This window comes from Plantactinospora sp. WMMB782 (assembly GCF_049179135.1).
In the GTDB taxonomy this organism is placed as follows: Bacteria; Actinomycetota; Actinomycetes; order Mycobacteriales; family Micromonosporaceae; genus Plantactinospora.
The window spans coordinates 4,681,565-4,706,186 of sequence record NZ_JBMHMC010000007.1 but is presented as its reverse complement, the minus strand read 5'-3'; the positions used below and the strand labels follow the sequence as shown (position 1 = coordinate 4,706,186).

General features: G+C 70.9%; 24 protein-coding genes. 12 read left to right on the top strand and 12 right to left on the bottom strand.

What is annotated here, in order from left to right:
• Positions 1–78 precede the first annotated feature (78 nt).
• Both ACN28A_RS23365 and ACN28A_RS23360 read right to left on the bottom strand, forming a co-directional pair.
• Positions 79–720 carry a response regulator gene (locus ACN28A_RS23365; RefSeq protein WP_421398028.1) on the bottom strand — a complete coding sequence of 214 codons (642 nt, stop codon included), beginning with the start codon at positions 718–720 and terminating at the stop codon, positions 79–81.
• A complete protein-coding gene (locus ACN28A_RS23360) occupies positions 717–2,969 on the bottom strand; it encodes an ATP-binding protein (RefSeq protein WP_421398026.1) in 2,253 nt (750 codons plus the stop codon). Before ACN28A_RS23360 ends, ACN28A_RS23365 begins: the two co-directional genes overlap by 4 nt.
• Before the next feature lie 139 nt (positions 2,970–3,108).
• Here ACN28A_RS23360 and ACN28A_RS23355 point away from each other — a divergent pair, with 139 nt between their 5' ends.
• Together ACN28A_RS23355 and ACN28A_RS23350 are read left to right on the top strand one after the other, a co-directional pair.
• A complete protein-coding gene (locus ACN28A_RS23355) occupies positions 3,109–3,960 on the top strand; it encodes a S1C family serine protease (RefSeq protein ID WP_421398025.1) in 852 nt (283 codons plus the stop codon).
• 392 nt (positions 3,961–4,352) lie between these two features.
• Positions 4,353–4,802 carry a hypothetical protein gene (locus ACN28A_RS23350; RefSeq protein WP_421398023.1) on the top strand — a complete coding sequence of 150 codons (450 nt, stop codon included), beginning with the start codon at positions 4,353–4,355 and terminating at the stop codon, positions 4,800–4,802.
• A 99-nt stretch (positions 4,803–4,901) separates the two neighbouring features.
• Here ACN28A_RS23350 and ACN28A_RS23345 read toward each other — a convergent pair whose 3' ends face one another.
• The 3 genes from ACN28A_RS23345 to ACN28A_RS23335 all read right to left on the bottom strand — a co-directional run bounded on the left by ACN28A_RS23345 (position 4,902) and on the right by ACN28A_RS23335 (position 6,129).
• Positions 4,902–5,090, bottom strand: coding sequence for a DUF397 domain-containing protein (locus ACN28A_RS23345; protein WP_421398022.1), 189 nt, complete (start codon positions 5,088–5,090; stop codon positions 4,902–4,904).
• Complete coding sequence (locus ACN28A_RS23340) at positions 5,081–5,506, bottom strand: DUF5753 domain-containing protein (protein ID WP_421398020.1); 426 nt, start codon at positions 5,504–5,506, stop codon at positions 5,081–5,083. The genes ACN28A_RS23345 and ACN28A_RS23340 overlap by 10 nt, the downstream gene beginning before the upstream one ends.
• Positions 5,507–5,586: 80 nt before the next feature.
• Positions 5,587–6,129 carry a GNAT family N-acetyltransferase gene (locus tag ACN28A_RS23335; protein WP_421398017.1) on the bottom strand — a complete coding sequence of 181 codons (543 nt, stop codon included), beginning with the start codon at positions 6,127–6,129 and terminating at the stop codon, positions 5,587–5,589.
• Between the two features lie 203 nt (positions 6,130–6,332).
• On the opposite strand from ACN28A_RS23335, the gene ACN28A_RS23330 reads away from it, so the two are divergent.
• Positions 6,333–6,581: a zinc-ribbon domain-containing protein gene (locus ACN28A_RS23330; RefSeq protein WP_421398015.1), complete on the top strand. Its 249-nt coding sequence runs from the start codon at positions 6,333–6,335 to the stop codon at positions 6,579–6,581.
• Positions 6,582–6,821: 240 nt separating this feature from the next.
• Here ACN28A_RS23330 and ACN28A_RS23325 read toward each other — a convergent pair whose 3' ends face one another.
• Complete coding sequence (locus ACN28A_RS23325) at positions 6,822–7,352, bottom strand: pyridoxamine 5'-phosphate oxidase family protein (protein WP_421398013.1); 531 nt, start codon at positions 7,350–7,352, stop codon at positions 6,822–6,824.
• 561 nt (positions 7,353–7,913) lie between these two features.
• Between ACN28A_RS23325 and ACN28A_RS23320 the strand changes: the two genes are divergently transcribed.
• Positions 7,914–8,702 carry a glycoside hydrolase family 11 protein gene (locus ACN28A_RS23320; RefSeq protein ID WP_421398011.1) on the top strand — a complete coding sequence of 263 codons (789 nt, stop codon included), beginning with the start codon at positions 7,914–7,916 and terminating at the stop codon, positions 8,700–8,702.
• A 199-nt stretch (positions 8,703–8,901) separates the two neighbouring features.
• On the opposite strand, the gene ACN28A_RS23315 is transcribed toward ACN28A_RS23320, so the two are convergent.
• Positions 8,902–9,282: a PPOX class F420-dependent oxidoreductase gene (locus tag ACN28A_RS23315; RefSeq protein WP_421398009.1), complete on the bottom strand. Its 381-nt coding sequence runs from the start codon at positions 9,280–9,282 to the stop codon at positions 8,902–8,904.
• A gap of 338 nt (positions 9,283–9,620) precedes the next feature.
• On the opposite strand from ACN28A_RS23315, the gene ACN28A_RS23310 reads away from it, so the two are divergent.
• Complete coding sequence (locus ACN28A_RS23310; protein ID WP_421398007.1) at positions 9,621–9,983, top strand: cyclic-phosphate processing receiver domain-containing protein; 363 nt, start codon at positions 9,621–9,623, stop codon at positions 9,981–9,983.
• A gap of 578 nt (positions 9,984–10,561) precedes the next feature.
• Here the strand turns inward: ACN28A_RS23310 and ACN28A_RS23305 are convergent.
• The gene (locus ACN28A_RS23305; RefSeq protein WP_421398004.1) at positions 10,562–11,131 is read right to left on the bottom strand and encodes an NADAR family protein; all 570 of its coding nucleotides are present in this window, start codon (positions 11,129–11,131) and stop codon (positions 10,562–10,564) included.
• Between the two features lie 458 nt (positions 11,132–11,589).
• On the opposite strand from ACN28A_RS23305, the gene ACN28A_RS23300 reads away from it, so the two are divergent.
• From ACN28A_RS23300 to ACN28A_RS23290, 3 genes are all read left to right on the top strand, one after another.
• Complete coding sequence (locus ACN28A_RS23300) at positions 11,590–12,330, top strand: tetratricopeptide repeat protein (protein ID WP_421398001.1); 741 nt, start codon at positions 11,590–11,592, stop codon at positions 12,328–12,330.
• A 104-nt stretch (positions 12,331–12,434) separates the two neighbouring features.
• The gene (locus ACN28A_RS23295; protein ID WP_421397998.1) at positions 12,435–13,361 is read left to right on the top strand and encodes a hypothetical protein; all 927 of its coding nucleotides are present in this window, start codon (positions 12,435–12,437) and stop codon (positions 13,359–13,361) included.
• 243 nt (positions 13,362–13,604) lie between these two features.
• Positions 13,605–14,405 (top strand): hypothetical protein, encoded by an 801-nt coding sequence (locus ACN28A_RS23290; protein WP_421397996.1) that lies wholly within the window; start codon positions 13,605–13,607, stop codon positions 14,403–14,405.
• A 102-nt stretch (positions 14,406–14,507) separates the two neighbouring features.
• Here the strand turns inward: ACN28A_RS23290 and ACN28A_RS23285 are convergent, their stop codons facing one another.
• A complete protein-coding gene (locus ACN28A_RS23285; RefSeq protein ID WP_421397994.1) occupies positions 14,508–15,005 on the bottom strand; it encodes a hypothetical protein in 498 nt (165 codons plus the stop codon).
• A gap of 247 nt (positions 15,006–15,252) precedes the next feature.
• On the opposite strand from ACN28A_RS23285, the gene ACN28A_RS23280 reads away from it, so the two are divergent.
• Positions 15,253–15,708: a hypothetical protein gene (locus tag ACN28A_RS23280; RefSeq protein ID WP_421397992.1), complete on the top strand. Its 456-nt coding sequence runs from the start codon at positions 15,253–15,255 to the stop codon at positions 15,706–15,708.
• Between the two features lie 68 nt (positions 15,709–15,776).
• Here the strand turns inward: ACN28A_RS23280 and ACN28A_RS23275 are convergent, their stop codons facing one another.
• Positions 15,777–17,972 (bottom strand): MMPL family transporter, encoded by a 2,196-nt coding sequence (locus tag ACN28A_RS23275; protein WP_421397990.1) that lies wholly within the window; start codon positions 17,970–17,972, stop codon positions 15,777–15,779.
• Between the two features lie 110 nt (positions 17,973–18,082).
• Here ACN28A_RS23275 and ACN28A_RS23270 point away from each other — a divergent pair, with 110 nt between their 5' ends.
• Positions 18,083–18,793 (top strand): TetR/AcrR family transcriptional regulator, encoded by a 711-nt coding sequence (locus ACN28A_RS23270; RefSeq protein ID WP_421397988.1) that lies wholly within the window; start codon positions 18,083–18,085, stop codon positions 18,791–18,793.
• Between the two features lie 65 nt (positions 18,794–18,858).
• A complete protein-coding gene (locus ACN28A_RS23265; protein ID WP_421397985.1) occupies positions 18,859–20,592 on the top strand; it encodes a phytoene desaturase family protein in 1,734 nt (577 codons plus the stop codon).
• Between the two features lie 53 nt (positions 20,593–20,645).
• On the opposite strand, the gene ACN28A_RS23260 is transcribed toward ACN28A_RS23265, so the two are convergent.
• Positions 20,646–22,241, bottom strand: a complete 1,596-nt coding sequence (locus ACN28A_RS23260; RefSeq protein WP_421397982.1) for a Rieske 2Fe-2S domain-containing protein — start codon at positions 22,239–22,241, stop codon at positions 20,646–20,648.
• A gap of 317 nt (positions 22,242–22,558) precedes the next feature.
• Between ACN28A_RS23260 and ACN28A_RS23255 the strand changes: the two genes are divergently transcribed.
• A complete protein-coding gene (locus ACN28A_RS23255; RefSeq protein ID WP_278060268.1) occupies positions 22,559–22,783 on the top strand; it encodes a hypothetical protein in 225 nt (74 codons plus the stop codon).
• Between the two features lie 346 nt (positions 22,784–23,129).
• Here the strand turns inward: ACN28A_RS23255 and ACN28A_RS23250 are convergent, their stop codons facing one another.
• Complete coding sequence (locus tag ACN28A_RS23250) at positions 23,130–24,590, bottom strand: DivIVA domain-containing protein (protein WP_421397980.1); 1,461 nt, start codon at positions 24,588–24,590, stop codon at positions 23,130–23,132.
• Between the last annotated feature and the right edge of the window lie 32 nt (positions 24,591–24,622).

The window sequence follows — 24,622 nt, the reverse complement described above, 5'->3', positions numbered from 1 at the left end:
GAGGCACCTCTGCCGGCCTGGTCGAGCGGCAGGCAGGGGACCACGTCCGGCCGGGTGCCCGCTCCTACGTCCTCGCCGTCAGAGTTCGTCGGTGGTGATCAGGCCGTCCTGCAACGCGCGGGCGACGAGGGCGGCCTTGGTGGGTGCCTCCCGGCCGACGTTGGCGTACTTGATGCGTACCCGTTCGAGGCAGGAGTTGACCCGATGGACGGTGAGCCGGAGGCGGCGGGCGACCATCTCCTTCGACTCGGAGTGGAACCACTCGATCAGCACCTGCTGCTCGCGCGGGGAGAGTCGCGGACGCTGGGGACGCTCGTCGGTGCCAAAGGCACCGGCCAGGGCGGGCGGGGTGTACGGCGTCCCGGCCGCGGCGGCCGTGACGGCGGCCACCAGGTGCTCCTCCCCCTCGGCCTTGGTCAGATAGGTGAAGGCGCCGATGTCGAGGGCGGTCAGGACGCTGTCCCGGTCGCTGCGCATGCTGTAGACGACGACCTGGCGGCCAGCGTCGACGAGTCGCTTCAGGTCGCCGTACGCGGGGCCGGTGACGTCGAGCTGGAGGTCGAGGACGACGACGTCGGCCCGGTCGCCCGGGGCGAGCCAGGCGACGGCGACGGTCGGACCGGCGGCGACGACGCTGATCGGCGGATCGGCCAGCGCACACCAGGCACGCACCCCGGCGAGAACCACCGGATGGTCGTCCACGACTACCGCAGTGATCATCGTTCTCCCTGCCAGGCGGCCTGGATCCACAGGCGATCTCCGACGACGGTGGTGGACTGCCGGACCCCGTCGCCGTCGGGCATCGACGGTGGGGCCGCGCACGCGGCGACGACGCTGACGGTCACCGTCTCGCGGATGCTGTCGACGGTCACCGTCTCGCGGGTACTGGCGACCGTGAGCCGGGCCTTGCCACGGGCGGTGGCGAGGGCGGCGATGGCCGGCTCGACGAGCCGCTGGCAGACCAGTGGCGGCAACTCGGGGCGGGTGCCGCACTCCGCGAAGGAGACCGCGACGCCGTTGCGCTCGGCCTGCTCGATGCAGGCCCGCAGCTCGTGCGAGAGCGAGTCGGCGGCGGCGTCGGTGGCGATGAGCCGGCGCATCCGGGCGGCTTCGGCCGCACACATCCGGCGCACGGACTCGTCACCCGGGTCCAGCTCGCCGGAGGCGAGGCCCGCCAGCAACGGTACGGCGGTGGCCGCCAGCCCGGAGAGTCTGCTGGTCCGGTCGGCGTGCAGGTGCCGGGCGACCGCGTCGGCGGTACGCACCCGTTCGGCGGCGCGCAGCGCCTGGGCGGACGAGGTCGCCATGCCCCGCAGGACGGCGGCGATCATCGCGATCGCGAGCTGGTAGGCGAGCACGGCCCAGGTGGCGCTCACCGCCCCGGCAACACTCAGGGCGGCCTGGCCGGCTCCGGCGGCCTGGCCGAACGTCAGCAGGTAGTGCGCGGCGAGGACGGCGACGAACGCGGAGATCCGGCCGTCCATCATCAGCAGTACGACCTGCCAGCCCGCGTCCCCCTCCGACCAGTGCGCGGCGCCGAGCAGGTATTCCGGTCGCACCGACGCGGTCGCCAGGGCGGAGAGCGCGAAGACCAGCACGAGCAGCGCCGGACGCCACCGGCCGAGCGGGCGGTCGCGCCAGGTGGCCAGGGCGACGGCCAGGGTCACCGTGACCAGACCGACCCAGGTGACGAGTTGGGGCCAGAACGCGGTGTACGCCTCGCGGCTGGACAGCAGCCGTGGCAGGTCGAGGAACAGGAGAATCGCCAGGGACATCACGACGACGGCCCAGCGCAGCCCGCGCTGGAACGAGCCGGCGATGATCTCCTCGTCGTTGCCGCCGAGGTCGGGGGCGGCACGGGGACAGCTGAGGGTGACGGTCGTACCCTGGCCGGGACGGCTCTGGATCCGCGCCGCGCCGCCGATCCGGATCATGCGCTCCACGAGTGATCGGGTCACCCCGTACCGGTGGCCGCCGACCCGGGCGGGGTCGAAGCCGCGGCCCCGGTCGGTGATCTGCACGGTGACCCGCTCGGGGTCGTGCTCCACCCGGATCTCGGCCCGGTCGGTGCCGGCGTGCCGGGCGACGTTCGTCAACGCCTCGCGCACGCCGCGACTGAGCGAGACCGCGTCCGCGGCCGGCAGCATCAGGGAGTCGGGAGTCTGCCAGGCGATGTGCGGAAGAGTGTTGTCGGCGACCTCGTGCAGCAGCGGGACCAGGTCCGCCTCGCCGTGCAGCACGTCCTCGGAGCGCCGCAGTTCCCGCAGGTCGCGGCGGGCCTGCTCGGCGAGCCACGGCTCGGTCCGGGCGACCACGCCGCCGCCCACCATCAGCAGTGTCGCGGCCGCGGTGTCGTGCAGTGCCGCCAGGTACTCGCGTTCGTCGCGCCGCCGCGCCGCCGCGACGACGGCGGCGTGCCGCAGCTCCGCGGCGCGTTCGACAGTGCGGTCCGCGGCGCGGGCACCTCGCCGGACGAACCGGTAGAGCCCCCAGGAGAGCGCCGCCTCGGCGGCCGTCCAGGGCCCGATCGACGGGTCGACGAGCCAGCCACCCGGATCGGCAAGCGTCGCGCCGACGTAGTAGGCGGTCACGACCGAGAGCGTGGCCCCGACGAGCAACCGCCAGCCGAGCTGCCACGGATAGGTGACGACGACCAGGTTCACGGCGACGAATATCCAGGTCCCACCCCCGCGCGGGTCGGAGGTGACCGTCCAGGGCTGGGTCAGGCAGGCGGCGCAGACCGCGGCGACGTCGGCGAGCGGCAGCCAACGGCGGACCGACCCGGAACCCCGCACCAGGACGGCGGCGTAGCACAGGCTCCAGCCGTTGAAGGCGGCCACCACGGTCACCGCCACCGCCCGGTCGGGCACCGGAGCGAGCGCCAGGTAGGCCGCACTGGACAGACCGATCACGACGACGCGCAGGCCGAGTGCGTAGACCAGCCCTTGACGCAGGAGCCTCTGTTCCACCGGGCCCGGCACGTGGCTGATGGTATCGCCGCAGGGTCACATTCCGGGTGCCGATGGTGGTCGAACGACCACCACCACCCCACCGCCGCGATCGATACGCTCGATGACGCAGGTAAAACAGTGTGTAGTTGGGGGTGCCATGACGGGTGGGGTGCCGTACCCGGCCGCTCCGGTCCCGCCCCGGCCGTCGAAGCCGTTCCGCTGGGCGACCGGGCTGCGCTGGGCCGCCGCACTGGCGGCCACGGCCGTCCTGATCGGACTCGTGGTGGTCGTCGTCCGGCAGGCGGGACAGCTCGACAGGTTGCGCGGTGACGTGGCCCGGGCCCAACGCGACGCGGAGAGCGTCGCGGACGGGACCGACCAGCGGCTGGACAGCCTGGACGGCCGGCTCTCCTCGGTCGAGAAGCAGAACGAGCAGGCCTTCGACCCGCAGCGGGTCGCGGCCGCCGTGCTGCCCAGCGTCTTCCAGGTGATCGCCGACGACTTCACCGGCAGCGCGTTCGCCGTCGGGAAGGCCGGCGCGACCGGGCGTACCAACGTGTTGACGGCCTTCCACGTCATCGAGGCGGTCTGGTCGCGCAACGGCAGATCGGTGAAGCTCGAACGTGACGGCAAGCGGTACACCGCCCAGATCACGGACGTGGACCAGTCGCAGGACATCGCCCTGCTGAGGGTCGACACCGTGTTCACCGGACTGCCGGCGGCCGCCGAGGATCCCGCTCCCGGCGAGAACGTCCTGGTCGTCGGCACGCCACTCGGTCTCTCCCAGACCGTCACGACCGGCGTGGTCAGCGCGGTGCGTGAGCGTACCGACGGCCCCGGGTCGATGATCCAGTTCGATGCCCCGGTCAATCCGGGCAACTCCGGCGGGCCGGTCGTCAACACGCGCCGGGAGGTCGTCGGGATCGCCGACGCGAAGGCCCGGGACGCGGAGGGCATCGGGCTCGCCGTGCCGATCCAGACCGCCTGCGCGACCTTCCACGTCTGCTGACCAAACCCGCGGAGGAACCCATGTCGTACCCGTCGTACGGGCCGGAGGACACCCAGTACCGTCCCCCAGCCGCACCTCACCAGCAGCCGCACCAGCCCTACCCGGCCGCCGGCTACCCGGCCAGTGGCTACCCGCCGGCTCCCGCCCAGCCGGTCCCGCCGGCACCTTCGCTGTCGCCTGCGACGGCACCACCGACCTCCGCGCCACCGACCTCCGCACCACCGACGTCCGCACCACCGACGTCCGGGCTACCGGCGTCCGCACCGCCCACGTCCGGGCCGCCCACCTCCGAGCCGCCGACGCAGGCTTTTCCCGCCCAGCAGGCATATGCCCCGGGCCCTGCTTTCGCGCCCGGCACGCCGAATACCCCCGGTATGCCGTACGCCTCGGGTATGGCAGCCGCCGAGGCTCAGGCGCCGCCGTACGCGCCGGGGTCGCCGGCCGTGTTCAGAGGGCGTGGCACGCTGCTCCTCGCGGTCCTGTCGGTTGCGCTTCTCGTCCTCGCCGGAGTCGGGTTCGGCCTGTACCTCAACGAGCGCGGTGAGCTGCGCGAGACCAGGTCCGACCTGAACACCCAACTTCAGGAACAGCGCGACACTGTCACGCAGCGGGACGCGAAGATCGCCGAGACCGAGCAGAAGGTGAACGATCTCACCACCGAACTGACCACCACGAAGGACAACCTGTCCGACATCACCAAGGAACGCGACGTGTTGCTGCCGTGCATGCGGCGGGCGCAGGACATGTTCGACGCTGCCCGCGACCAGAACGAGAGCAGGCTGCGCACCGCACTGCGCCAGGCCGACACCGCGTGCAGCAAGGCCCAGTCCGGCATCGACTGAGCCGCACGCCGGAGGTCCGGCCGGCGTGACGACCCGGCCGGCGTGACGACCCGGCCGGCGTAACGACGCCGGCGGAAGCGTCGGGCTGCTCCGGCAGGCTCAGCGAGCGGTGAGGGCGCGCACGAAGGAGCGCCAGGCCGGCGGGGTGAAGGCCAACACCGGACCGGACGGGTCCTTGCTGTCCCGCACCCCGACCACCTCCGGCAGGTTCCCCGCCACCTCAACGCAGTTGCCGCCGTGGCCGTTGCTGCGGCTGCTCTTGCGCCAGACGGCACCGTTCAGGTCCATGACTCCGCCACTTTCCGGATCATCTCGATGGACTGCTGATGGGACAGCGCCTCGGCCCGGACCGAGTCCCAGAGCTGCTGCACGGTCTTGACGTCCCCGACACGCGCGACGAACCGCCCGTCGAGTTGGTCGTCGAGATAGGCGACGTCGTCGCCGCCGGGATGGGTCACGATCACGAAGGGGCCGTTCAGGCCAGCGTACGCGCCGACGCTTGTCGGGACGACCTGGAACCTTGTCCGGGGCTGCTCGGCGCAGAGCGTCGCGATGTGCCGGAGTTGCTCGCGCATCACCTCGGCGCCGCCGACCGGCTGGTGCAGCACCCGCTCGTCCAGCACGGCGGTGAACATCGGCGGATCGGGACGGGTCAGGATCTCCTGCCGGGCCAGCCGGGTCGCCACCTGCTCCTCAACCCACACCCCGGTCCCGACCCGGCGGCGCTGTTCGCCCGCTTCCTCGGCTGGGTCCGGCCGCTCCGGACACGCTGATCGAACCCGGGTCAGGGGCGGCTGAGCCGGAAGGTTTCCAGCTCCTCGCCGCCGTACCAGTCGGTGCGCCGGCCGATCGAGGCCATCCCGAGCCGACGGGCCACCGCCATCGACGCCTCGTTGCCGGGCGCCACCACGGCGTAGATCTCCGGCACTCCGGCGGCGAAGGCGCGCTCGACCGCGCCCCGGGCCGCCTCGGTGGCGTAGCCGTGCCCCCAGGAGTCGGGGTGCAGATGCCAGCCGACCTCGATATCGTCGGTCAGCTTCGCCTCGTCGCGTCCGGGCATCGGCTTCAGCAGTACCGTGCCGACCACCCGGCCGTCGTCCCGGCGCTGCATCGCCCAGATGCCGTAGCCCGCACCGAACCCGGCGTTGCGGGCGTGCCACCGGCGTACCGTCTCGGCGGCGTCGTCCGGCTCGCGCAGCGGCAACCAGGGCGCGTTGAGGAAGCGGGCCACCTCCGGCCGGGAGTACGTGTCGTAGACCCGGGCCAGGTCGTCGGGCTCCAGCGTCCAGTCGCGGACCACCAGCCGCTCGGTCTCGTAAATCGTCACGCGGCCGGATGCTAGTCAACCGGCATCCGGTCGGACAGCCATTTGCGGCCCGACAGGCGGGGCACACGGCACGACGGGCGCGGCGCGATCCCTGCGCACCTGGGTGAACCGTCCAGGGCTGAGCCGGCTGTCATCGGGGTACCACCCTGCAAGAATCCGGCGAACCCTGCACCGGACGCGATCCAGGCGTACAGGAGTGCGACATGTTGCTGATCTTCGGTTTGCGCACCAGGTCGGAGCGGCTGGGACTGGCCCCGATGGTCTGCCGGGTCTGCAACCACTCCGGCGGCATGCTGCTGGTGCGCGAGATCACCCGGTTCAGCCTCTTCTTCGTACCGCTGTTCCGGGTCCGGACGAAGCACGCCCTGCACTGCACCAACCCGCTCTGCGGCGCGCGCACCGAGATCGGAGCGGGCGAGGCCCGCCGACTGCTTGCCGCGTCGCCGCGCTGACCGGTCGCGCAGACGCGCGGCTGGGCGGCTGGCGGCTGGCAGACGCCTGGCCGGGTCGCCGGCCGTGCCCGGCGGACGTTCCCGACGAGTTGGAGCTCGTCCAGGACATCGCGGATGCTCTCGGCCCGTCCGGAGCGAACAGGCCGCCTGCCGGCTCGAACGCGTCGCCCTTGGCCAGGCGGTAACGAGAACCCTGACGAAGCGGTCCTGGACACGGCACCGGTTGGCCCGTGCCGTGGATCAGGACTGGGACGCCACGGTGAGCTTTGCGAGGTCGGGGGCATAGACGGTCATCCAGTGCGGATGCAGCCGGTAGTAGACGACGTCGTTGTCCCAGTCGAAGAGGTCGTCGCCGTAGAAGTCCTTCAGGTACGCGAGCACGTCCGGCCAGTCCGTGGCCTGGTCGCCGTTGCGGGGGTTGAGGATCTCCACCGTGCCGTGCGTGAAGACGCCGAGGTCCTCACCGCGCATATGTGCGACGCTGGCGGCGGGTCGCGCCGCGAGGTGGCGTGCCTTGGCTGCGTCGCGCGCCGTGCCGAAGTACCACCTGCCGCGCAGGAAGTGCCCGTCCACACCGCTGATCCGCGGCTCACCCTTCGCCGTCACGCTGGACAGAGCGAGGGTGCACATGCCGGTGAGGACCTGGGTGAGCTGCTCCGCGTTCAGTGTGCGCGTGGTGTTGATGATCGAGCGGAGGTGGGAGGTGGAGCGGGCGAGGGAGGCGTCAAGGAGAGCCTGGAGCTCTTCGAGATCTTCCGGGGTTTCGCGCATGGGCGTCCTTGTCTTTCCGAGTCTGTCTGTGCCGCCCGGTCCGCGCCTATCACCGGCGCCGACCGATGAAACTATGCTCCACCCAAAACCTGACACCTTGCGTCGTATTTCTTCAACTGCCTCTGCGGACGCCAGCGTGCCGCGCGACAGCCGGCGCGAGAGGCCGGGCCGTCTGCGGAGACGGCGATCGCGTGGGCGACGCCGGGCGCTGCGCGACGTGAACGGCTCCCGGCCGGCGACGCGGACGCTCTGCGACTGACTCGAGAATGATGAGCGGGTGGGCAGGCGGCATCATCGGGGCTCGACATCACCCGCCAGCGCGAGGACACCGGATTCGAGCCCCACCACGACACCGCCGCCGGGGTTGGCCGACCACGTCGCCTGGTTCCGCGCCGGAAACCCGCCGGGACACCCGACCGAAATTTCCGGGGGATTTCCGGAAGTTGTTGACACTGTCGCGGACTCGACCGAATACTGTGACTCGGCCCCATACATCGACTCTCATCACTGGATCGGCTCCCGGGCTTCCACACTGGTCGGCCGGCCGAGGCAGGAGTACAGATGACCGAGATTCCCGTCAGGCCGGTGCGCCAGCGGGGTGGCCGAGTGCGGCCGCTGCTCGGTGGCGCCTGCGCCGTCGTGCTGGCCGTGACCGCGGTGACCATGGCCGGAACCGCCCACGCCGAAGCCGACCGGACCGTCACCGCCAACGAGGAGGGCACACACAACGGGTACTTCTTCTCGTACTGGAAGGACAGCGGCAACGTCACGATGACGCTGGGCGCCGCCGGCAACTACCGGGTCCAGTGGGCCAGCGACACCAACAACATGATCGTGGGCAAGGGCTGGAACCCCGGCGCCCGCCGCGTGATCACCTACTCCGGCACCTGGCGCAGCAACGGCAACAGCTGGCTGGCGCTGTACGGCTGGACCCGCAACCCGCTGACCGAGTACTACGTGGTCGAGACGTTCGGGACCCTGATTCCCACCGCCGGCGCCAGCCGGCTCGGGACGATCCAGAGCGACGGCGGCACCTACGACATCTACCGCAGCCTGCGGGTGAACCAGCCGTCGATCGACGGCATCGCGACCTTCTACCAGTACTGGAGCGTCCGGCGGCAGAAGCGCGTCGGCGGCACGATCACCGCCGGCAACCACTTCGACGCGTGGGGGCAGTCCGGTCTGCAACTGGGCACGCACCATTACCAGATCCTGGCCACCGAGGCCTACCAGAGCAGCGGCAGTGCCACCATCACCGTGAGCGAGGTCCTGGGTCCGCAGCCGACTGCCAGCACCCCCGGACCGGAGCCGTCGACCCCGCCGTCGAGCACGGCGGAGGCTATCGGGTGACCAACCCGCAACGGCACCCCTGCGGCTGACACCGTGACGAAACGGCGGGCATGCGGGCTGCAGGGGTTCCGTCGACTGCGGCCCCGGCCCACCGGCCACGCCGTCCCTCGCCACCGGCGGCGTCCGTGGTGCGTCGGCCCCCTCTGCTTCGGCCGGCGAGGGCGGTCCGGGTGGCTCTCCAATCGGAAACCCGGGTCGATCAGAACGACACGACGATGCCGACCATCGGGGGACGGCGTAACCGCAGCAGGCGAGCGAACCAGTTCCCTGCCCGTGACATGACGTATCGGCGGGCCAGCAGCTTGCGGGCCAGCGCCGTCCCGTCGCCGTCCAGCAACCGGGCCGTTCCCGTCACGCTCGGCGCATCCGGCGCCACCGTTCCGCGTACGGAGCACGGCCGCACACACACCTGCGGGTTGTTCCGGATCCGCTTGACCTTGCCCGAGCCCGCTTCGGTCACGATCCAGAGTTCAGCACCGTGCGGTACGTGCCAGACCGGCGTGCTCACCGGGGTGCCGTCCTTGCGGTAGGTGGTCAGACTGACGTACCGGCTACGGACGATCTCGTCGGCCACGGTCATCCTGCCAGCGTAACGAGCCGCCCCGGGCCGCGCCCCCAGGGTTGAGAGCAACTGGCCGGCAGGAAGGCTTACCCGCGCCCTCCGCCAGGCCAGCGCAAACGGCTGATCCAGCCCGGACATGCTGATCCAGCCGACAGACGAGTCCCTTCAAACCCACGCTCCGTCACCGCCGTCAGCGCCCTCGGCGCGGCAGATCAGTGCACTGGGGAATCACCGCGAGTGAACATGCGTTGGCCGACGCGGGGTGCCGGCCACGGGGCGTGACGGCTCCCGGCTGCGCGCCCGGACGGCGGTAAATCCGGATGTCGGATCATGACGGTTCCAGGCATCATCAGCGTGTGGATGCCCACAGAACGATCGTCCTAGTTGATGACCTTCGTTCGTTCGTGGATGGCCGTGGCGCCCAGGTGGCCCGTACCAGCACCGCCGGAATTGAACTCCTCGAGCGGTACCGGGGCCGGCGCCTGGACGAGCTGTGGCTGGACCACGATCTCGGCGGGGACGACACGATCTGGCCGGTCGTGGAGGTCCTGGAACGCGCCGCCTTCGACAGGCGCCCCTTTGACGTCGGCGTCATCAACGTGCACTCCGCCAACCCGGCCGGCGCCGCGAAGATCGCCCAGGTCTTACGGCGCTGGGGGTATCGCGTCCGCGTCGCTGCGGGTTCGACGGACGTCGGCTATCTCGACGGCCGTGTGTGAGCCGACGGGCTCGAACGCGCCCCCCGACGGGCGCCGCGATCGGACGGCGGCAGATGTGCGCATCCGAACTCCTCCTTCGGCGACCAGTGTCACCTCAGCTCAGGTGTCCGGGGAACCGGGGGAAGCTCGGTGACGACGCCACGCACGTCCGTGTGCCCCGTCAGCGGCCGGCAGATGAGCGGGCGGTCGCGCCCAGAGTGGTACGTCGTGTGAGTCGGTGTGGCAGGGTTGCCCGGTGTCCTCGAGTCCTCACCTGCCGCCAAGTCGTGATCAGATCGAGGCAAAACTCCTGGCGCTCCTGGACGGAAGCCAGTCACGCGACGAGGTCGATCGATGGGCTGCTCAGTGGGTCACCGATCCGTGTGGCGCCGGTGTAGAAGATGAAGATGTCTGGTGGGCGCTGACTCGGCTGTACGGCATCGACCTGCGCCACGCGAAAGACGGCCCGTACCTGCACGACGATGAGCAGCTACGACAGTGGCTCCACGGATTCCGTGCGCGCCGTCCCCGGACGTCCTGACCGCGGACACGCCCGACATGCGGCAGATCTGTGCACTCGGCGTCCGGCAGCGGCTCGGCTACCGCTTTGTCTGGTCCTGGAGGACCTCACGGACTTGCATAAGTGCGAAGCCGAGCAGGTTGAGGCCCTGCCACCGATTCGGATCGGAGGCAGCAGGGTCGTCGCAAGTCAGCCCGATGCCCCAGACCCGGTCCACCGGACTCGCCTCCACCAGGACCCGTTGTCCGGTGCCGCGCAGGAACACGCGCAGGTCGGCGTGCTGGCCGAACTTGGCCAGGTTGCCGACCACCACGACGTCGAAGCGGTGCGCGTCCCACGTTTGTTGGTCGAAGTTGGCAACCCGGCCGCCGAGCGCCTTGGCCGCGTGCGGGTGCGGGGCGGCGAGGATCCGCTCGGCGATCGCGTCGTCGCCGAACAGGATGGCCTTGCGCCACATCATGTAGTGCTCGGCGGTGTCGAAACCAAGACCGTCTACTGTGAATGGCGCCGGCCACCACTGGCTCAAGCATCCGGCGCCGACGCTGCCGTCACGCTCCGGCTGGTGTCCCCAGAAGTACAGGAACTTGATCCGTTCTCCACGCGCCTGCGCGGCGAGTAGATCAGGTACGCTACGCCAGGAACCCAGCATGATCACGAGTGTGCTCGACCATGACCGCAACCGCCAGCGATTTCGCCTGAGGCGGAGTGCGATGAGCTGGTCGGCTTGCCCCCCGGCCGTCGCGGTTCGTATGACGCCTGGCGCGCGCCTGGCGGCAATCAGGATGGCCGATCATAGGGTTCGTCAATCACCCGAAGCTCTTCTTCGGTGCCCGGTGCACGCAGATCACGATCGGCGTCCTGCTGTTGGCCACCGCCGTCGTCACGACCGATCGTTGAGAGTCGGATCTCCCGTCGACCGTCTACGGCAGGACTCCCTCAAGGGCGCGGTCTCCTCAGCTCGCCCGCTCGGCGGCATGAGCGAGCATTCGGCCAGGGCTGGCCAGGCCCCCGCCGGGCGATCTAGGCTCCGGGCGCACGGATGCAACCACGAGGGATCCGCGTTGGGCGATACGCAGTCGATAGGCGGGGCTGGGAGACGGGGCGGCGATGAGCGGTGAACAACGAATCGAACATGCCCGGCTGCTCTACGAACGAGCCGTCTTCGGCGGCGACGCCGACGCGCTGGGGATCGCCGAGCGGGAACTAAACGGAGTCGAGGCAGATCTCGCCCTGGCCCGTGGCCGGATCCTTCATGCGCGGTTCCTTGAGGACGGTAACGAGGATCCACACGAGCTAGCGCTATTCGAGCGTGCGGCGCAGCTGTATCAACTGCTCGGGGACGTGCGCGGCGAGGCCGAGGCGCTGTTCTGGGTCGGCACCTTCCACCAAGTGGTCAGGCGTGACAATGACGGCGCGGTTCCGCCTCTTGCGCGGTCGTACGAGCTGGCGACGCAAGCCGGTGACAAGCTGACGCTGTCGTATGCGGTTCGGCACCTCGGCTTTGCGAACATGGCCGCCGGAGCCGGTAGTAGGGCCCGTGAGCAGTTGGAGGAATCTGTACGGCTTCGCCGGGAGATCGGGTTCTCAGCTGGTGTCGCCGCGGGCTTGCTCGCGCTGGCCTACCTGACCGCCGGAGAGGGACAACGCGACGACGGGCTGGCGCTGGTCGAAGAGGCGGGCGCGATCGCGGAGGCCTGCGATGCACAGGGTGTTCTCCGGTGGGTGAAGGAGGCACGGACGCAGCTGCAGGCGTCCGCCGATCGTTGTGCCCCGGACAGCGCGCGCTCATCGGTACGACCGGAAGCACTCGGGCCCGGACGTACCACCGCTGCCGGTCACGAAGGGTGATGAGCGTCCCGGCATTCTGTCGCTACGCCTCGACCTCGGATACCGCTCGTCTTGAGGGGTCACGAACCCTTACGGGCCTGCGTACGTTGCCGTACATTGCCGCCGTGACCATCGACGTGCGGGGGCTGCTGGAGCAGTTTCGGACGGCCGGTCAGTACGAGCGCACCGACGTGCTGGGGATGTTCGCTCCGAACGATCCCGCGACCCGACAAGCACTGCTCGCGGTGCGCCGGCACGGACCGGGCAGGCTGCGCGCGAGCGCGCTGCAGGCCCTCGCCTACCTGGCCGGCGAGCCCGGACTCGACCCGGCTGACGTGGCCCTCGTCGAGCGTCTGGTCCGCGTCCGCCTGCACCTGGACTCTCCGCGCCTGCTCTCCGGTTGCTGGCTGCGGTGGTGGTGCGTGCGCAGCGACGACCAGGCCGCCGTCGTGGCGTCGATCGGGTTGCACGACCCCCGTCCGGTGACCGTCGGGCTCGCCGAAAGCGTCCTCGGAACGATCGAGCACTGCCGTGCGGGGCAACCAATGGTCTTCGTCGGCCCGGCGCGCCACGGGTGGACGACGATCACCGGACCCTGGTGTGACGTGTTCAACGAGCTGCCGGACCATCCCGCCCGTCCGGCCGGGGCCCGCGCCACCGTCGAACGGTTGAGCGCGGAGTTCGGCGAGGCCCACGCGTTCTACGACGGCGAGCGGGATGGCGGGTCGGCGTGGTTGGTCGCCCGGAACGGCACGACCGTACGCACCTTCGACCTCAACGACGCTGCGGGCTGCACCGGCGAGCCGCTGGCGTTCGAGCGAAAGTGGATGGACGCCAACGGGCTGCCCGGCCGGCCCGAGGACCATTTCGACGACGTCGACCTGCCCGAGCCGTTCTACGACTTCTTTCCCGCGCCCGTCGTCGCCGCCGAGATCAGCGACATCCCCTGTTGGTCCGTACCGGCCGATCCACGGCTCGGCCTGCCGGTGATCGCCACACTGCCCGGGTTCAGCGGCGCCGCACCGTTCCCGCCGACCGATTACACGATCTGACCGTCCGATCCGACGGGGCAGGAGGTGTCCCGACGGGCAGAGTGCTCGCATGGGCGCATGGGCGCATGGGCGCGATTCAAGACGGTGACAGCATAGGTCTGCGAAAAGTCAAACGCCCCGAAGGCGTCTCTTGGTTTGATCTTCAGCCGATCGCCCAGGACCGGAACGAGCCCTGGCAGGAAGGCAGGTGGCATATTGCCGCCGCGCCGAACCGACGGGCGGATGGCCGCTACCATCCCGATCATGACACCCGTTGACCCCGAACGCGGGACATCGGCGTTTCGGGATGTCCGGGGCCATCGCCGGCAGCCTGGCGATCTATTGGCCAGGCTGTGGCTCCTGCTCATACTCTGCCTGATCTGCTGCGGGCTGGCCGGCTATCAGATCGCGGTCCGATCCTTGGTTCACCACGTAGGCGTCGCACGGGGCCTCGGACTCGCCGTCCTCGTACTCGGGCTCATAGTGGTCGGACTGTTCGGGTGGCGGCTGGCCGCGGCTCGCTTACTAAACCGGTGGTGCGCCCGCAACGGCTGGTCGCCCGCTGCCGAACGCGCTACATGGCCCTGGACAGCCCAGCAGGCGCAGCCGGACGCGGTCACCGTACAGTTTGCCACCGTCAAGACTCTGCAGGGCCTGTCGGTCACGGTCGGCGCGCTGTCCTGGACCCGTGACGGGCTCGGCGGCAGCGTGGAGAAGTCGAACGGGGCCGGCGTCTTCACCGTGGTGCGGCTACCAAAATCCTATCCCGCCACCGCTGTACAACGACGCCGAATCGTCCGGCATCGCCGAACCGGAGAGGACGAGTTCCTCCGGAGATTCCGTTTCATCGTCGACAAACCGTACTTCGCCCGGCAACTTGCCGATCCCGCGCTACGCGTCGCCCACCTGACCGGACGCGTTCCCCCGTGGGCGATCGTGGACGACGAGCTCTACACGGTCGTCGCCTCTCGGCTTCCCCTGCGCCCCACCCAGGTGGTCACGGCGTCGGAGCAGGCACTGCATCTGTCACGATTACTGGGCGTCCGGCCGCCCGAATCCCAGTGACCACCACTTTCGGCAGACTCGTCGAAGGGTGCCCTTCGCATATCCAGATCGGACGCTGCTCGCGACCGAGTCCCTCCGGGCAGATCCGCGCACTCGATGACATCACCCGGTGGGCTCGATACGCAGGACGGCGACGGTATCGCCGATCTTGACGACCTCCAGGCCCATGACGTCGTTGATGGTCGCGACGGTTCCCACCTTGCAGCTCATCCGGACACCGCCACCGCCCTGCGACGACACGCCGCCGCCACCGGAGCAGCCCGAAACGCTGTAGCCCGACCCGGTCAGCGGCGCGACCATCTCGACCTCGGCGGCGGTGATCGCCGTAACCTCGATCGGCCCGAGGCCGTACCTTTCCGGCACGGCCACGACGTCGCCCACGGCGACCTCGACCTCGCACGTCCCGTCAGCGCACGGCCCGGTTGGCGCGGGCGAGGGTGTGGTCGCCTGACTGGGCGTCGACGTGCCGTCGGACGCCGACGACTCGGGGCCGGAGCCGTCCGAGGAATCCGCCGAACAGGAGGTTAGAGCAGCGAAAACGACAGCAGCAACAACGGCGACGATCGCGGCCGACGGCCTCTTCCGCATCACGGTAGCCACGCGGCCCAGGCTACCCCGGCCCGACCGGGAACCCGGTCATCGACCATTTGAGACCGACGCCCGACGGTGGACCGCCACTGTGGGAAGGTGGGCGGTATGGGCTTCTTCGACCGTCCGCCCGTCGCGCCGGACCCCGAGCCGGAACCGCCCGACCCGCCCCGTCCTGCCTGGATGAAGCCCGAGTCGGTGTTTCCCGGCGTCGTGGCCGAGCAGCGTCTGCTGGCCCACACCGACAAACGCGGCAATCATGATCGGCAACCTGCTCGCCTATCCCACCGGCTTCGAGTTCACCGTGACCGCGGTGCTCCGGGCCCCTGACCGCCGGCCGGACTTTCCGCATCACCGCATTCACCGGGTGGGGTACCGGGCAGGCCGACACGTGCCCGACGAATTCCTCCGCGTGGGGGTGCAGTTCGCGGACGGAAGCAGCATCACCAACCTGGACCGGCACGCGTTTCCACCGCTGGACGCCGAGCCGGCCGGGCCGGTGCTGTTTTCCGGCAGCGCGGAGTCGGACGACCGGCGACACGTGGCCCGGTACTGGGTCTGGCCGCTACCCCCGTCCGGACCGGTCGCCTTCGTCGGCGAGTGGCCGGGGTACGGCATCCCCGAGTCACGGGTGGAGGTCGACGGCCAACTGCTCATCGACGCCGCCGCACGGGCGATCCGACTCTGGCCCGAGACCCACGAAGCAACCGACTGACCAAGGTCCCGAGCCCTGGGCCCGACCGGGCGAAGTCGGCATGTTGTGCCGCTTCGATGGAGCTCAGGTCATCTCTCGTGACCACCGGCGAAATCGGGCGCCGGCTCGCGGATGCCGTACCGCCGGTAGACCTTGGCCAGCGGACCCGGCGCCCACCAGTTCCACCGGCCGAGCAGCCGCATCGTGGCCGGCACCAGCAGCGCCCGCACCAGCGTGGCGTCGACGACGATCGCCACGATCATCCCGATCCCGATCAGCTTGACGAAGACCACGCCGCCGGTGGCGAAGCCGGCGACCACCACGATCAGCAGCAGCGCGGCGGCGGTGATGATCCGCCCGGTGTGCTGGAGGCCGGCGGTCACCGAGGCGGTGTTGTCGCCGGTGGCGTCCCACTCCTCGCGTACCCGGGAGAGCAGGAAGACCTCGTAGTCGGTGGCGAGTCCGAAGAGGACCGCGAGCATCAGGATCGGGTTGCTCGGCTCGATGAAGCCGGTCGGGGTGAAGTCGAGCCAGTCCGCGAGGTGCCCGTCCTGGAAGATCCAGACCACCACGCCGAACGACGCGCCGATCGAGACCAGGTTCATCAGCACCGCCTTGATCGGCAGCAGCACCGACCCGAAGGCGAGGAAGAGCAGCACAAGCGTCGCCGATGCCATGATCAGAGCCATCAGCGGGATCCTGGCGGTGAGGCTGTCCAGCAGGTCCACGTCGAAGGCGGGCCGCCCGCCGACGAGTACCTCCGCGTCGGCCGGTGTCGGCAGGTCCCGGATCTGCCGGACCACCCGCTCGGCCACCGGGCCGGTCGGCTCGCCCGGATAGGTCACCGAGAAGAGCGTGGAGTCGCCCCGGTTCGCGGTCGGCTGCACGCCGGTCACCCCGGGAAGCCGGCGGAGCGTGTCGGCGAACCGCTGCGCGTCGGCGGCGGGGGCGCCGGAGAGGAGTACCTCGACCGGGCCGACGTTGCCGTCCGGGAAGTCGGACTCGATCCGCTCGGCCACCACCCGGGGTACCGCGTCGGCCGGGAGTACCCGCTCGTCGAAGCCGCCGGCCTCCATCCGCAGCGAGGGGGCGGCCAGCACGGCCAGCACCGCGAGCACGCCCAGCAGGTAGAGCACCGGTCGCCGCATCACGCTGTGGGCCAGCCGGGCCCACGCACCGGAGCCGCCGATCCCGGCCGATCCGCCGGTCCCGGCCGTGGCGTCCGGACCCCGGTCGGTGCCGTCCGCCCGGCGGCGCCACGGCAGGCGTACGGCCAGGGCGTTGATCCGGGTCCCGAGCACCGCCAGCAGGGCCGGCAGCACGGTCAGCGCGGCGAGCATCGCGACGAGGACGGCGGCGATCCCGCCCAGTCCCATCGAGCGCAGGAACGCCTGCGGGAAGATCAGCAGGCTGGCCAGTGCGGTCGCGATGGTGAGCCCGGAGACCAGTACGGTCCGGCCGGCGGTGCTCATGGTGCGCTGGATCGCCTCGGTGCCGGACCGGCCGGCGGCGAGTTCCTCGCGGAACCGGCTTACGATGAAGAGGGCGTAGTCGACTGCCATGCCGAGGCCGATCAGCGTGATGATGTTGATGGCGAAGACGGAGACCTCGGTGAACGTGCCGATCAGGCGTACCGCGACGAATCCGCCGAGGATGGCCAGCCCGCCGACCAGCAGTGGCGTCGCGGCGGCGACCAGTCCACGGAAGATCAGGATGAGCAGCACCAGCAGGATCGGCAGGGAGAGCATCTCGGCCCGGGTGATGTCCTCCTTGCTCTGCTCGTTCGCCTCGTCGAGGAAGGCCACGGTGCCGCCGGCCTCGGTGCGGACTCCGGGCGCGTCCAGGGCCGGCCGCAGTTCCCGGTACGCCTCGGCCTGCTCGTCGGGGTCGGTCGCCCGCAACCGCACCGCCGCGTAGGTGGCGTGCCGGTCGGTCGAGAGCAGCGCCGGAGCCTGCGTCTCGTACCAGCTCGTCACGCTGGCCACCTCGGGATGCCGGCGGAGCCGGTCCAGGGTGGCGGTGACCGGGTCGCGGAAGGCGGGCTGCTCGGCGGTGCTGTCCGGGCTGGAATAGAGGACGAGCAGGTCGACGCTCTGGTTGCCGAGCTCGGCGGTGATCCGCTCGTGGGTGCGGACCGACTCGCTGCCCGGGTCCTCGAAGCCGCCGCCGGTCAGCGAGCCGAAGACCCCGGTCCCCCAGGTGGCGCCGACCGTGACCAGCACCAGGCCGGCGGCGAGCACCGCCCAGCGGAGTCGGACCACCGCCCCGCCCCACCACGTGAACAACGCCGGCACTCCTGTCAGCCGCTAGGGTCTTAACGGCGGTAACCAAGTTTCAACCCGGTAAACGCCGTTTACTATTGCAACGCCGTTCTCTTTCGTCAAGGGAGTTCGCGATGACGGCACCGACCCGCCGGGAACGCCTGCGCACCGCCGCGGTCTCCGAGATCAAGGACGGTGCCCGACGGCTGCTGGTGACCGGCGGCCCGCAGGCCATCTCGCTGCGCGCCATCGCCCGCGAGATGGGCATGACCGCTCCCGCCATCTACCGGTACTTCCCCAGCCTGGAAGCGCTGATACTCGACCTCGCCAGCGACCTGCTGGACGAACTCTGCGAGCACCTCGAAGCGGCCCGGGACACCGCCGGCACCGAACCGGTCGACCAGCTCGTCGGCACCGCCCGGGCCTTCCGGCACTGGTCGGTCCGGCATCCGACCGAGTTCCGACTGATCTTCGGCAACCTCGTACCCGGGGTCGACGCCTTTCCGGAGGACGGCCTCGACCATCCGGACGACCCCGGCGCCCGGCTCGGCGAGGTCTTCATCAACCCCCTGGTGGAGCTGTGGCGGCGCAGGCCGTTCCCCGTGCCGCTGGCCGGGCAGGTGGACGACCGGCTGGCCAGCGCACTCGCCCCGCTGCGGACGAACTGCCCCGAGCTGCCGGTGGAGGTGGCCTGCCTGATCCTCTCCGGTTGGACCATGCTCTACGGCCTGGTCTCGATGGAGGTCCACCACCAGCTCCGCTGGGCGGTGACCGATCCGGAGGCGCTCTTCGAAGCCGAACTGGCCGCCTTCCTCCAGCAGCTCGACACCACCCCCGGCCAGTAGTTACTCCACGCCGGCCCGGCCAAGGCCGCACCCGCGGCGGCCGGGGCGAACTAGGCTTGCCGAGCATGACCGCCGAGCTTCCCTTCCGCGCCGAGCCTCCCTCCCGGGCCGGGCTCCCCTCCCGGGCCGAGCCTGTCGCCCACACCGAGCTGCCCGCCCGCGCCGACGTCGTGATCGTCGGCGCCGGCCACAACGGCCTGGTGTCCGCGGTCCTGCTGGCCCGAGCCGGCCTCGACGTGGTGGTGCTGGAGGCCGCCGGAACGATCGGCGGAGCCGCCCGCACCGAGCACCCGTTCCCGAAGGTGCCGAAGCTGCGGCACTCCACCGGCTCGTACCTGCTCGGCCTGATGCCGCCGGAGCTGATCCGGCTGCTCGGCGTGGAACTGCCGGTGCTGCGCCGGGACCCGCACTACTTCCTGCCCACCCCGGGCGGCCCCGGCTCGCCGTACCTGCTCTTCGGATCCGACCGGGAGGCGACCCGGCAGCAGATGGAGCGGCACTTCTCCCGGGCCGACGTGGCCGCCGACGACGCGATGCAGGCCGAACTCGCCGCGCTCCGCGACGACCTGGCGCCGGCCTGGCTGGCCGAGCCGCTGCCGGTCCCGGAGACCGCCGACCGCTACGTCCGGCCCGCGCTGCGCCAGGTCTTCGTCGACCTGGTACGCGGCTCGGTCGCCGCCTACCTCGCCCGGTTCGACTTCCGCTCCGAACTGCTGGTCTCGATGTACGCGGTCACCGACGGCCTCTCCGGGCTGAACGCCGGACCGGACGACCCGGGTACCGGCTACAACTTCCTGGCCCACAACATGTGCCGGCTGCCCGGTGCGGGCGGCACCTGGATGATCGTGGCCGGTGGGATGGGCACCGTCAGCCGGACCCTCGCCGACGCCGCCCGGTCCGCCGGAGCGAGGATCTTCGCCGGTACGCCGGTGAGCGCGATCACCCTGGACCGCGGCGCCGCCAGCGGAGTCGTACTCGACGACGGGCGCAGCGTCGCCGCCGAGGTGGTGCTCGGCGCCGGTGACCCGTACCGGCTGATGGAGCTGGTGCCGGACGGCGCGGTGCCGGCCGCGTTGGCCGAGCGGATGGAGTCGGTCCGGCGCACCGGCACCACTCTCAAGGTCAACCTGGCGCTGGCCGGGCTGCCCGACTTCTCCTGCCTGCCCGAGGGGGCCCCGAGCCCGTTCGGCGCCACCATCCACCTGCTGCCCGGCTCCGACACGCTGCTGCCCCGCTCGACCGGGTCCGGTGGCGCGGGCGGTACGGGCGGCTCGGGCGGCGGCTCGCCGATGACAGCGGGTGGCTCGCCGATGACGGCGCTGCGCGGCATGTGGGCCGACGTCCAGGCCGGCCGGCTGCCGGACGAGCCGACGATCGAGTGGTACCTGCACACCACCGTCGACCCGTCGCTCCAGGATCCCGCCGGACACCACTCGTCGGCCCTCTTCGTGCAGTCCGTGCCCTACGCCCCGACCGGCGGGGACTGGGCCGACCTGCTGCCCGGCTATTTAAACCGGCTGCTGGAGATCTGCGACAGGTACGCACCCGGCACCAGCGGGCTGGTCGCCGACGCGGTGCCGCTGACCCCGCCCGGCATCGAGACGCACTTCGGGATCACCGGCGGGCACATCCACCACGTCGACAACACCGTCTCGTTCACCGACCGGATGCCGTACCCGACCGGGATCGACGGGCTCTATGCCGGCGGCGCCGGCTGCCACCCGGCCGGCAGTGTGATCGGCGCGGCCGGGCACAACGCCGCCCGCCGCATCCTCACCGACCTCGGCCGGGTCCTCTGAAAGGAAGGGCCCCCGCTTTTCGCGGGCGTCGTCCGTTGTAGAGGGGGCCCTTCCTAACCGGCTTCGGCAGCGGCGTCGGCGGAGGCGGATTCGCCGACCCGGTGCGCCCGGATCGAGTGCCCGACACTTGTCAGGCAACGGCCACTGGCCAGGTCGAACCGCCAGCCGTGCAGCTGGCAGGTGAGCTGGCCGTCCTCGACGATGCCGAACCGGGTCAGGTCCGCCTTCAGGTGCGGGCAGCGCCGTTGCAGCACCCAGTCGCCGATGGTGATGTCCTCGGCGTCGGTGGCCCGCTCGTGCTCGTCGTACCAGCCCTCGGCGTACTGGAGGCGCTCCTCGGAGAGACACTTGAAGAAGGCGTAGACGAACTCGTTGTACTGGCCGATCCGGGCCGCCGAGAAGCGGCAGGAGAGGAAGAGCGAGTTGACCCAGTCCACCTCCCCGATGTGCAACAGGTGCTCGACAAGCGCCCGCTCGGTACGGAACCGGTAGCGGACCTTCTCGTCGGCGTACGGCCGGACCTGCTTGCCCGGGAAGTCCACCAGGATCGATTCGATGGTCTCCGCGCCGGCTTCCCCGGAGGGTCCGACCAGGTCGAACCGGACCGGTCCGCCGACCCCCTTGGCGAGATAGATCGACTCGTCCAGCAGCGGCTCGATCCGCCGCTTCATCTCGGCCAGTACGTCGATCTCCGGGTGCCGCCAGGACGCCTTCGCCGCCTCGATCACCGGCCGCGCCCGCTCCTGGTACTCCCGCAGGTGCTCCTCCTTGCGGTCGAAGAACTCCCGCACGTCCGGCACCGGGTGGCTGGTGTGCACGGTGTCGGCGCCGACCTCGGCGACGCTGCCGGGAAGCAGGATCACGCCGTTGTCGTAGCCGAGCCCGGTGTAGTGGTCGAGGAAGACCTGCTGGTCCGGGAAGATGTTCCCCTCGTCGCCGTGGATGTCGTTGAACTGCCACAGCTCGTCGTCGAGGAAGCACGGCGGGCCGGCGATCGGGAAGACCCAGGACGCCTTGAGGTCGTCGATGTAGCGGATGGTCCGGTCCATCTGCCGGTCCCGCTTCTGCTTGCCGAACGCGGTCTTCGCGGCGGCGGGCAGCTCGTAGACCATCGGATACCAGATCGCGCCGGAGAACTGGAGCAGGTGCGCGTGCACGTGCCCCAGCTCGGCGAAGACGCCCAGGTCGGTGGGGCGGGCGTCGTTCTGGTTCAGCACCCGGACGCCGTCGTACTCGACCCAGAGCGAGGAGTCGCCGATCGGGCCGTCGGTGGGGCTGGTCAGGGCCTGGATCATCACCTTGAGCCCGCCGTCCAGCTCCACGACCTCCTCACTCCTGGTACGCAGGAAGCTGGTGAAGCCGAGTTCCCGCAGCTCGTCCTCCAGCTCCGAGGTCGGGTACTCCGGCAGCAGGACGGTGGCCTTCTTCGAGACGTACCGCCTGAGGTGGGCGGCGTCGAAGTGGTCCCGGTGCAGGTGGGAGACGTAGAGGTAGTCGACGTCGCCCAGGCTCTCCCAGTCGAGCTGTGAATTGTCCGGGAAAGGGAACCATGAGGCGAAGTAGGCCGGGTTGACCCACGGGTCGCACAGGATGCTGCCCGCACCCGTGTCGATCCGCATGCTCGCGTGCCCCGTACCGGTCAGACGCACCGCACAGTCCCCCTAGACATAGACAACTTCGTCCCTCGCCGCAGGCGATCAAAGGCGTACGCCCAAACGCTACCGGAGGCGCCGTACCGGCCGTCCCGCGACGCCGGGTTGTGCCACCCGATCACGCTCCGGCGCGTACTCCGAGGCGTCCTCGCGGTCGGGCCGGGGCCGGGCGTTGCGGGCCGGGGCCGGCTGCGGACCCGGTCGGAGCCCGGTCCCGGGCGGGCCGGCCGGGCGTCGGGGTCCGGCCCGTCCGGCGTACGTCCGGCGGCACATGCCAGACTTACCAGCATCCGATCGTGAGGAAGGACCGGAAAGTGGCTGGAAGCGAGCCGGTGACGTCACCCGACCAACGCAAGCCGGGGCACCGCAGGGCGGGCCGGATCGGCGCGATCCTCTCCGCGGCGGCGCTGGTGCTGATGATGTTCAACAACAACGAGGTCAGCGGCACCGCGCGGATCTGGCTCGGTGCGATCGCCGCCGCCCTGGTGCTCGCCGTCATCGGAGACACGGTCCTGCGCCGCAACGGCCTGCGTTCCTGACCCCTGACAGCGACGTCGAACTGTTCGGACGCGGTGGCGGCCGGTGCCGGGCGGCACCGGCCGCAGCCGTCGGACCTGATCTCCTCCTACCGTCGCCGGAGCCCTCGGTTGGCTAACCCCTCCGCTCGCGGCTGACCCACGCTGCCACTCGCGGCTGGTCACCCTGCCACTCGCGGCTGGTCACCCTGCCACTCGCGGCTGGTCACCCTGCCACTCGCGGCTGGTCACCCTGCCACTCGCGGCTGGTCACCCTGCCACTCGCGGCTGGTCACCCTGCCACTCGCGGCTGGCCCAGCCTGCCGCTCACGCGGCAGGTCACGCGGCACCGCCGGCAAAGCCAGGCCACTCAGTGACCGAGCAGCAGGTCCTTGACCTCCTTGAGCGCGGCGTCGACCTCGGCCTCGAAGTATCCGCCGGGAACCAGCCCGAACCGGGTGGTGTCGAGATCGGCCGGGTTGATCGGCATCGGCCCCCGGCCGGCCATGCTGCCCAGGATGCCCTCGAACAACCGGTCGACCTGGTCCGGGTCGTAGCCGCTGCCGAACCGGCGTACCTGGAAGGAGCGCCGGATGTGGTCGATGCGGGCCATTTCACTGCCGGGCGGCCCCATCAGCGGCGGCCCGCCCAGCCCGGGACCGCCGGCCGGTGGGCCAGCCATCGGCGGAACGCCGGCCGGTGCGGGCATCGGCGGCAGGGCGTCGCCCATCCCCCGCCCCGGGCCGCCCCGAGGGTCGCGGTCCGGCATCCGGATCTCGGCCGTCATGTCCGCCCGGGTCGGCCGCCCCGCGTCGAACCCGTCGAACCGCTCGTTCGGCCCGAACGAACCGGGCGGGCCACCCGGACCCGCCGGAACGCTGGGCGTACGCGGCGGAAGCGGTGGGCCGCCCTGGCCGCGCTGCGGCTCGAACGCGCCCCGCTGCGGCGGCTCCATCCCAGCACGCTGCGGATCGAAGCCACCCCGCTCGGGCGGGCCACCCCGCTGCGGATCGAAACCACCGCGCTGCGGATCGAAACCACCGCGCTGGGGATCGAAGCCACCCCGGTCCGGCGGACCACCCCGCTGCGGATCGAAACCACCGCGCTGCGGATCGAAGCCACCCCGGTCCGGCGGACCACCGCGCTGCGGATCGAAACCACCGCGCTCGGGCGGGCCACCGCGCTGCGGATCGAAGCCGCCCCGCTCGGGCGGGCCACCCCGCTGCGGATCGAAGCCGCCCCGCTGCGGCGGCTCCATCCCACCGCGCTGCGGGTCGAAACCGCCCCGCTGTCCACCGAAGCCGCCGCCGAAGGTTCCGGTCGGCTCGTCGTACTGGCCGTAGGGGTCGTTCGGCGGACCTACCTGAGCCGGCATCGGTCGCGGCGGAAGCTGGCCGGGCGGAAGCGCCCGGTCGTCACGCATCGGCGGTCCCATCCGGTCCGGCGGCCCCTGCGGTGCCATCCGGTCCGGTGGCCCCATCCGGTCCGGCGGGCGCATCCGGTCGGGCGGTCCCATCCGGTCCGGCGGGCCGAGCCGGTCGGGTCCGCCCCGGTCGGTCAGCCGCGGATCCCCGCCCCGACCGCCGCCGCGCTCCTCCAGCTCGGCGATCTGCCGCTCCACCCGGTCGAGGTGCAGGTCCACCTGCCACTCGTCATACCCGCCGAAGCGCACCCGGAAGACGACGTCGTGCACCTCCTGGGAGGCGACGGGCGCGCCCAGCGGCTCACCGGCGAGCGTGGCCTCGACACGGTCCAGGAACGTGTCCACCTCATCGACCTTGTAGCCCCGCCGGAGCGCCTTGCGCCGGAAACGCTGACCCTGACTCGCCACTATGTCTCCTGGTTCGCTCGCTCGCTTCGCTC

Coding starts and splice junctions, on each gene's coding strand:
- ACN28A_RS23305 (WP_421398004.1), bottom strand. CDS start 11,131: ATGCTGGGTTCCTGGCGTAGCGTACCTGATCTACTCGCCGCGCAGGCG.
- ACN28A_RS23355 (WP_421398025.1), top strand. CDS start 3,109: ATGACGGGTGGGGTGCCGTACCCGGCCGCTCCGGTCCCGCCCCGGCCG.
- ACN28A_RS23330 (WP_421398015.1), top strand. CDS start 6,333: ATGTTGCTGATCTTCGGTTTGCGCACCAGGTCGGAGCGGCTGGGACTG.
- ACN28A_RS23270 (WP_421397988.1), top strand. CDS start 18,083: ATGACGGCACCGACCCGCCGGGAACGCCTGCGCACCGCCGCGGTCTCC.
- ACN28A_RS23320 (WP_421398011.1), top strand. CDS start 7,914: ATGACCGAGATTCCCGTCAGGCCGGTGCGCCAGCGGGGTGGCCGAGTG.
- ACN28A_RS23345 (WP_421398022.1), bottom strand. CDS start 5,090: ATGGACCTGAACGGTGCCGTCTGGCGCAAGAGCAGCCGCAGCAACGGC.
- ACN28A_RS23290 (WP_421397996.1), top strand. CDS start 13,605: ATGACACCCGTTGACCCCGAACGCGGGACATCGGCGTTTCGGGATGTC.
- ACN28A_RS23265 (WP_421397985.1), top strand. CDS start 18,859: ATGACCGCCGAGCTTCCCTTCCGCGCCGAGCCTCCCTCCCGGGCCGGG.
- ACN28A_RS23350 (WP_421398023.1), top strand. CDS start 4,353: ATGGCAGCCGCCGAGGCTCAGGCGCCGCCGTACGCGCCGGGGTCGCCG.
- ACN28A_RS23300 (WP_421398001.1), top strand. CDS start 11,590: ATGAGCGGTGAACAACGAATCGAACATGCCCGGCTGCTCTACGAACGA.
- ACN28A_RS23365 (WP_421398028.1), bottom strand. CDS start 720: ATGATCACTGCGGTAGTCGTGGACGACCATCCGGTGGTTCTCGCCGGG.
- ACN28A_RS23315 (WP_421398009.1), bottom strand. CDS start 9,282: ATGACCGTGGCCGACGAGATCGTCCGTAGCCGGTACGTCAGTCTGACC.
- ACN28A_RS23280 (WP_421397992.1), top strand. CDS start 15,253: ATGATCGGCAACCTGCTCGCCTATCCCACCGGCTTCGAGTTCACCGTG.
- ACN28A_RS23325 (WP_421398013.1), bottom strand. CDS start 7,352: ATGCGCGAAACCCCGGAAGATCTCGAAGAGCTCCAGGCTCTCCTTGAC.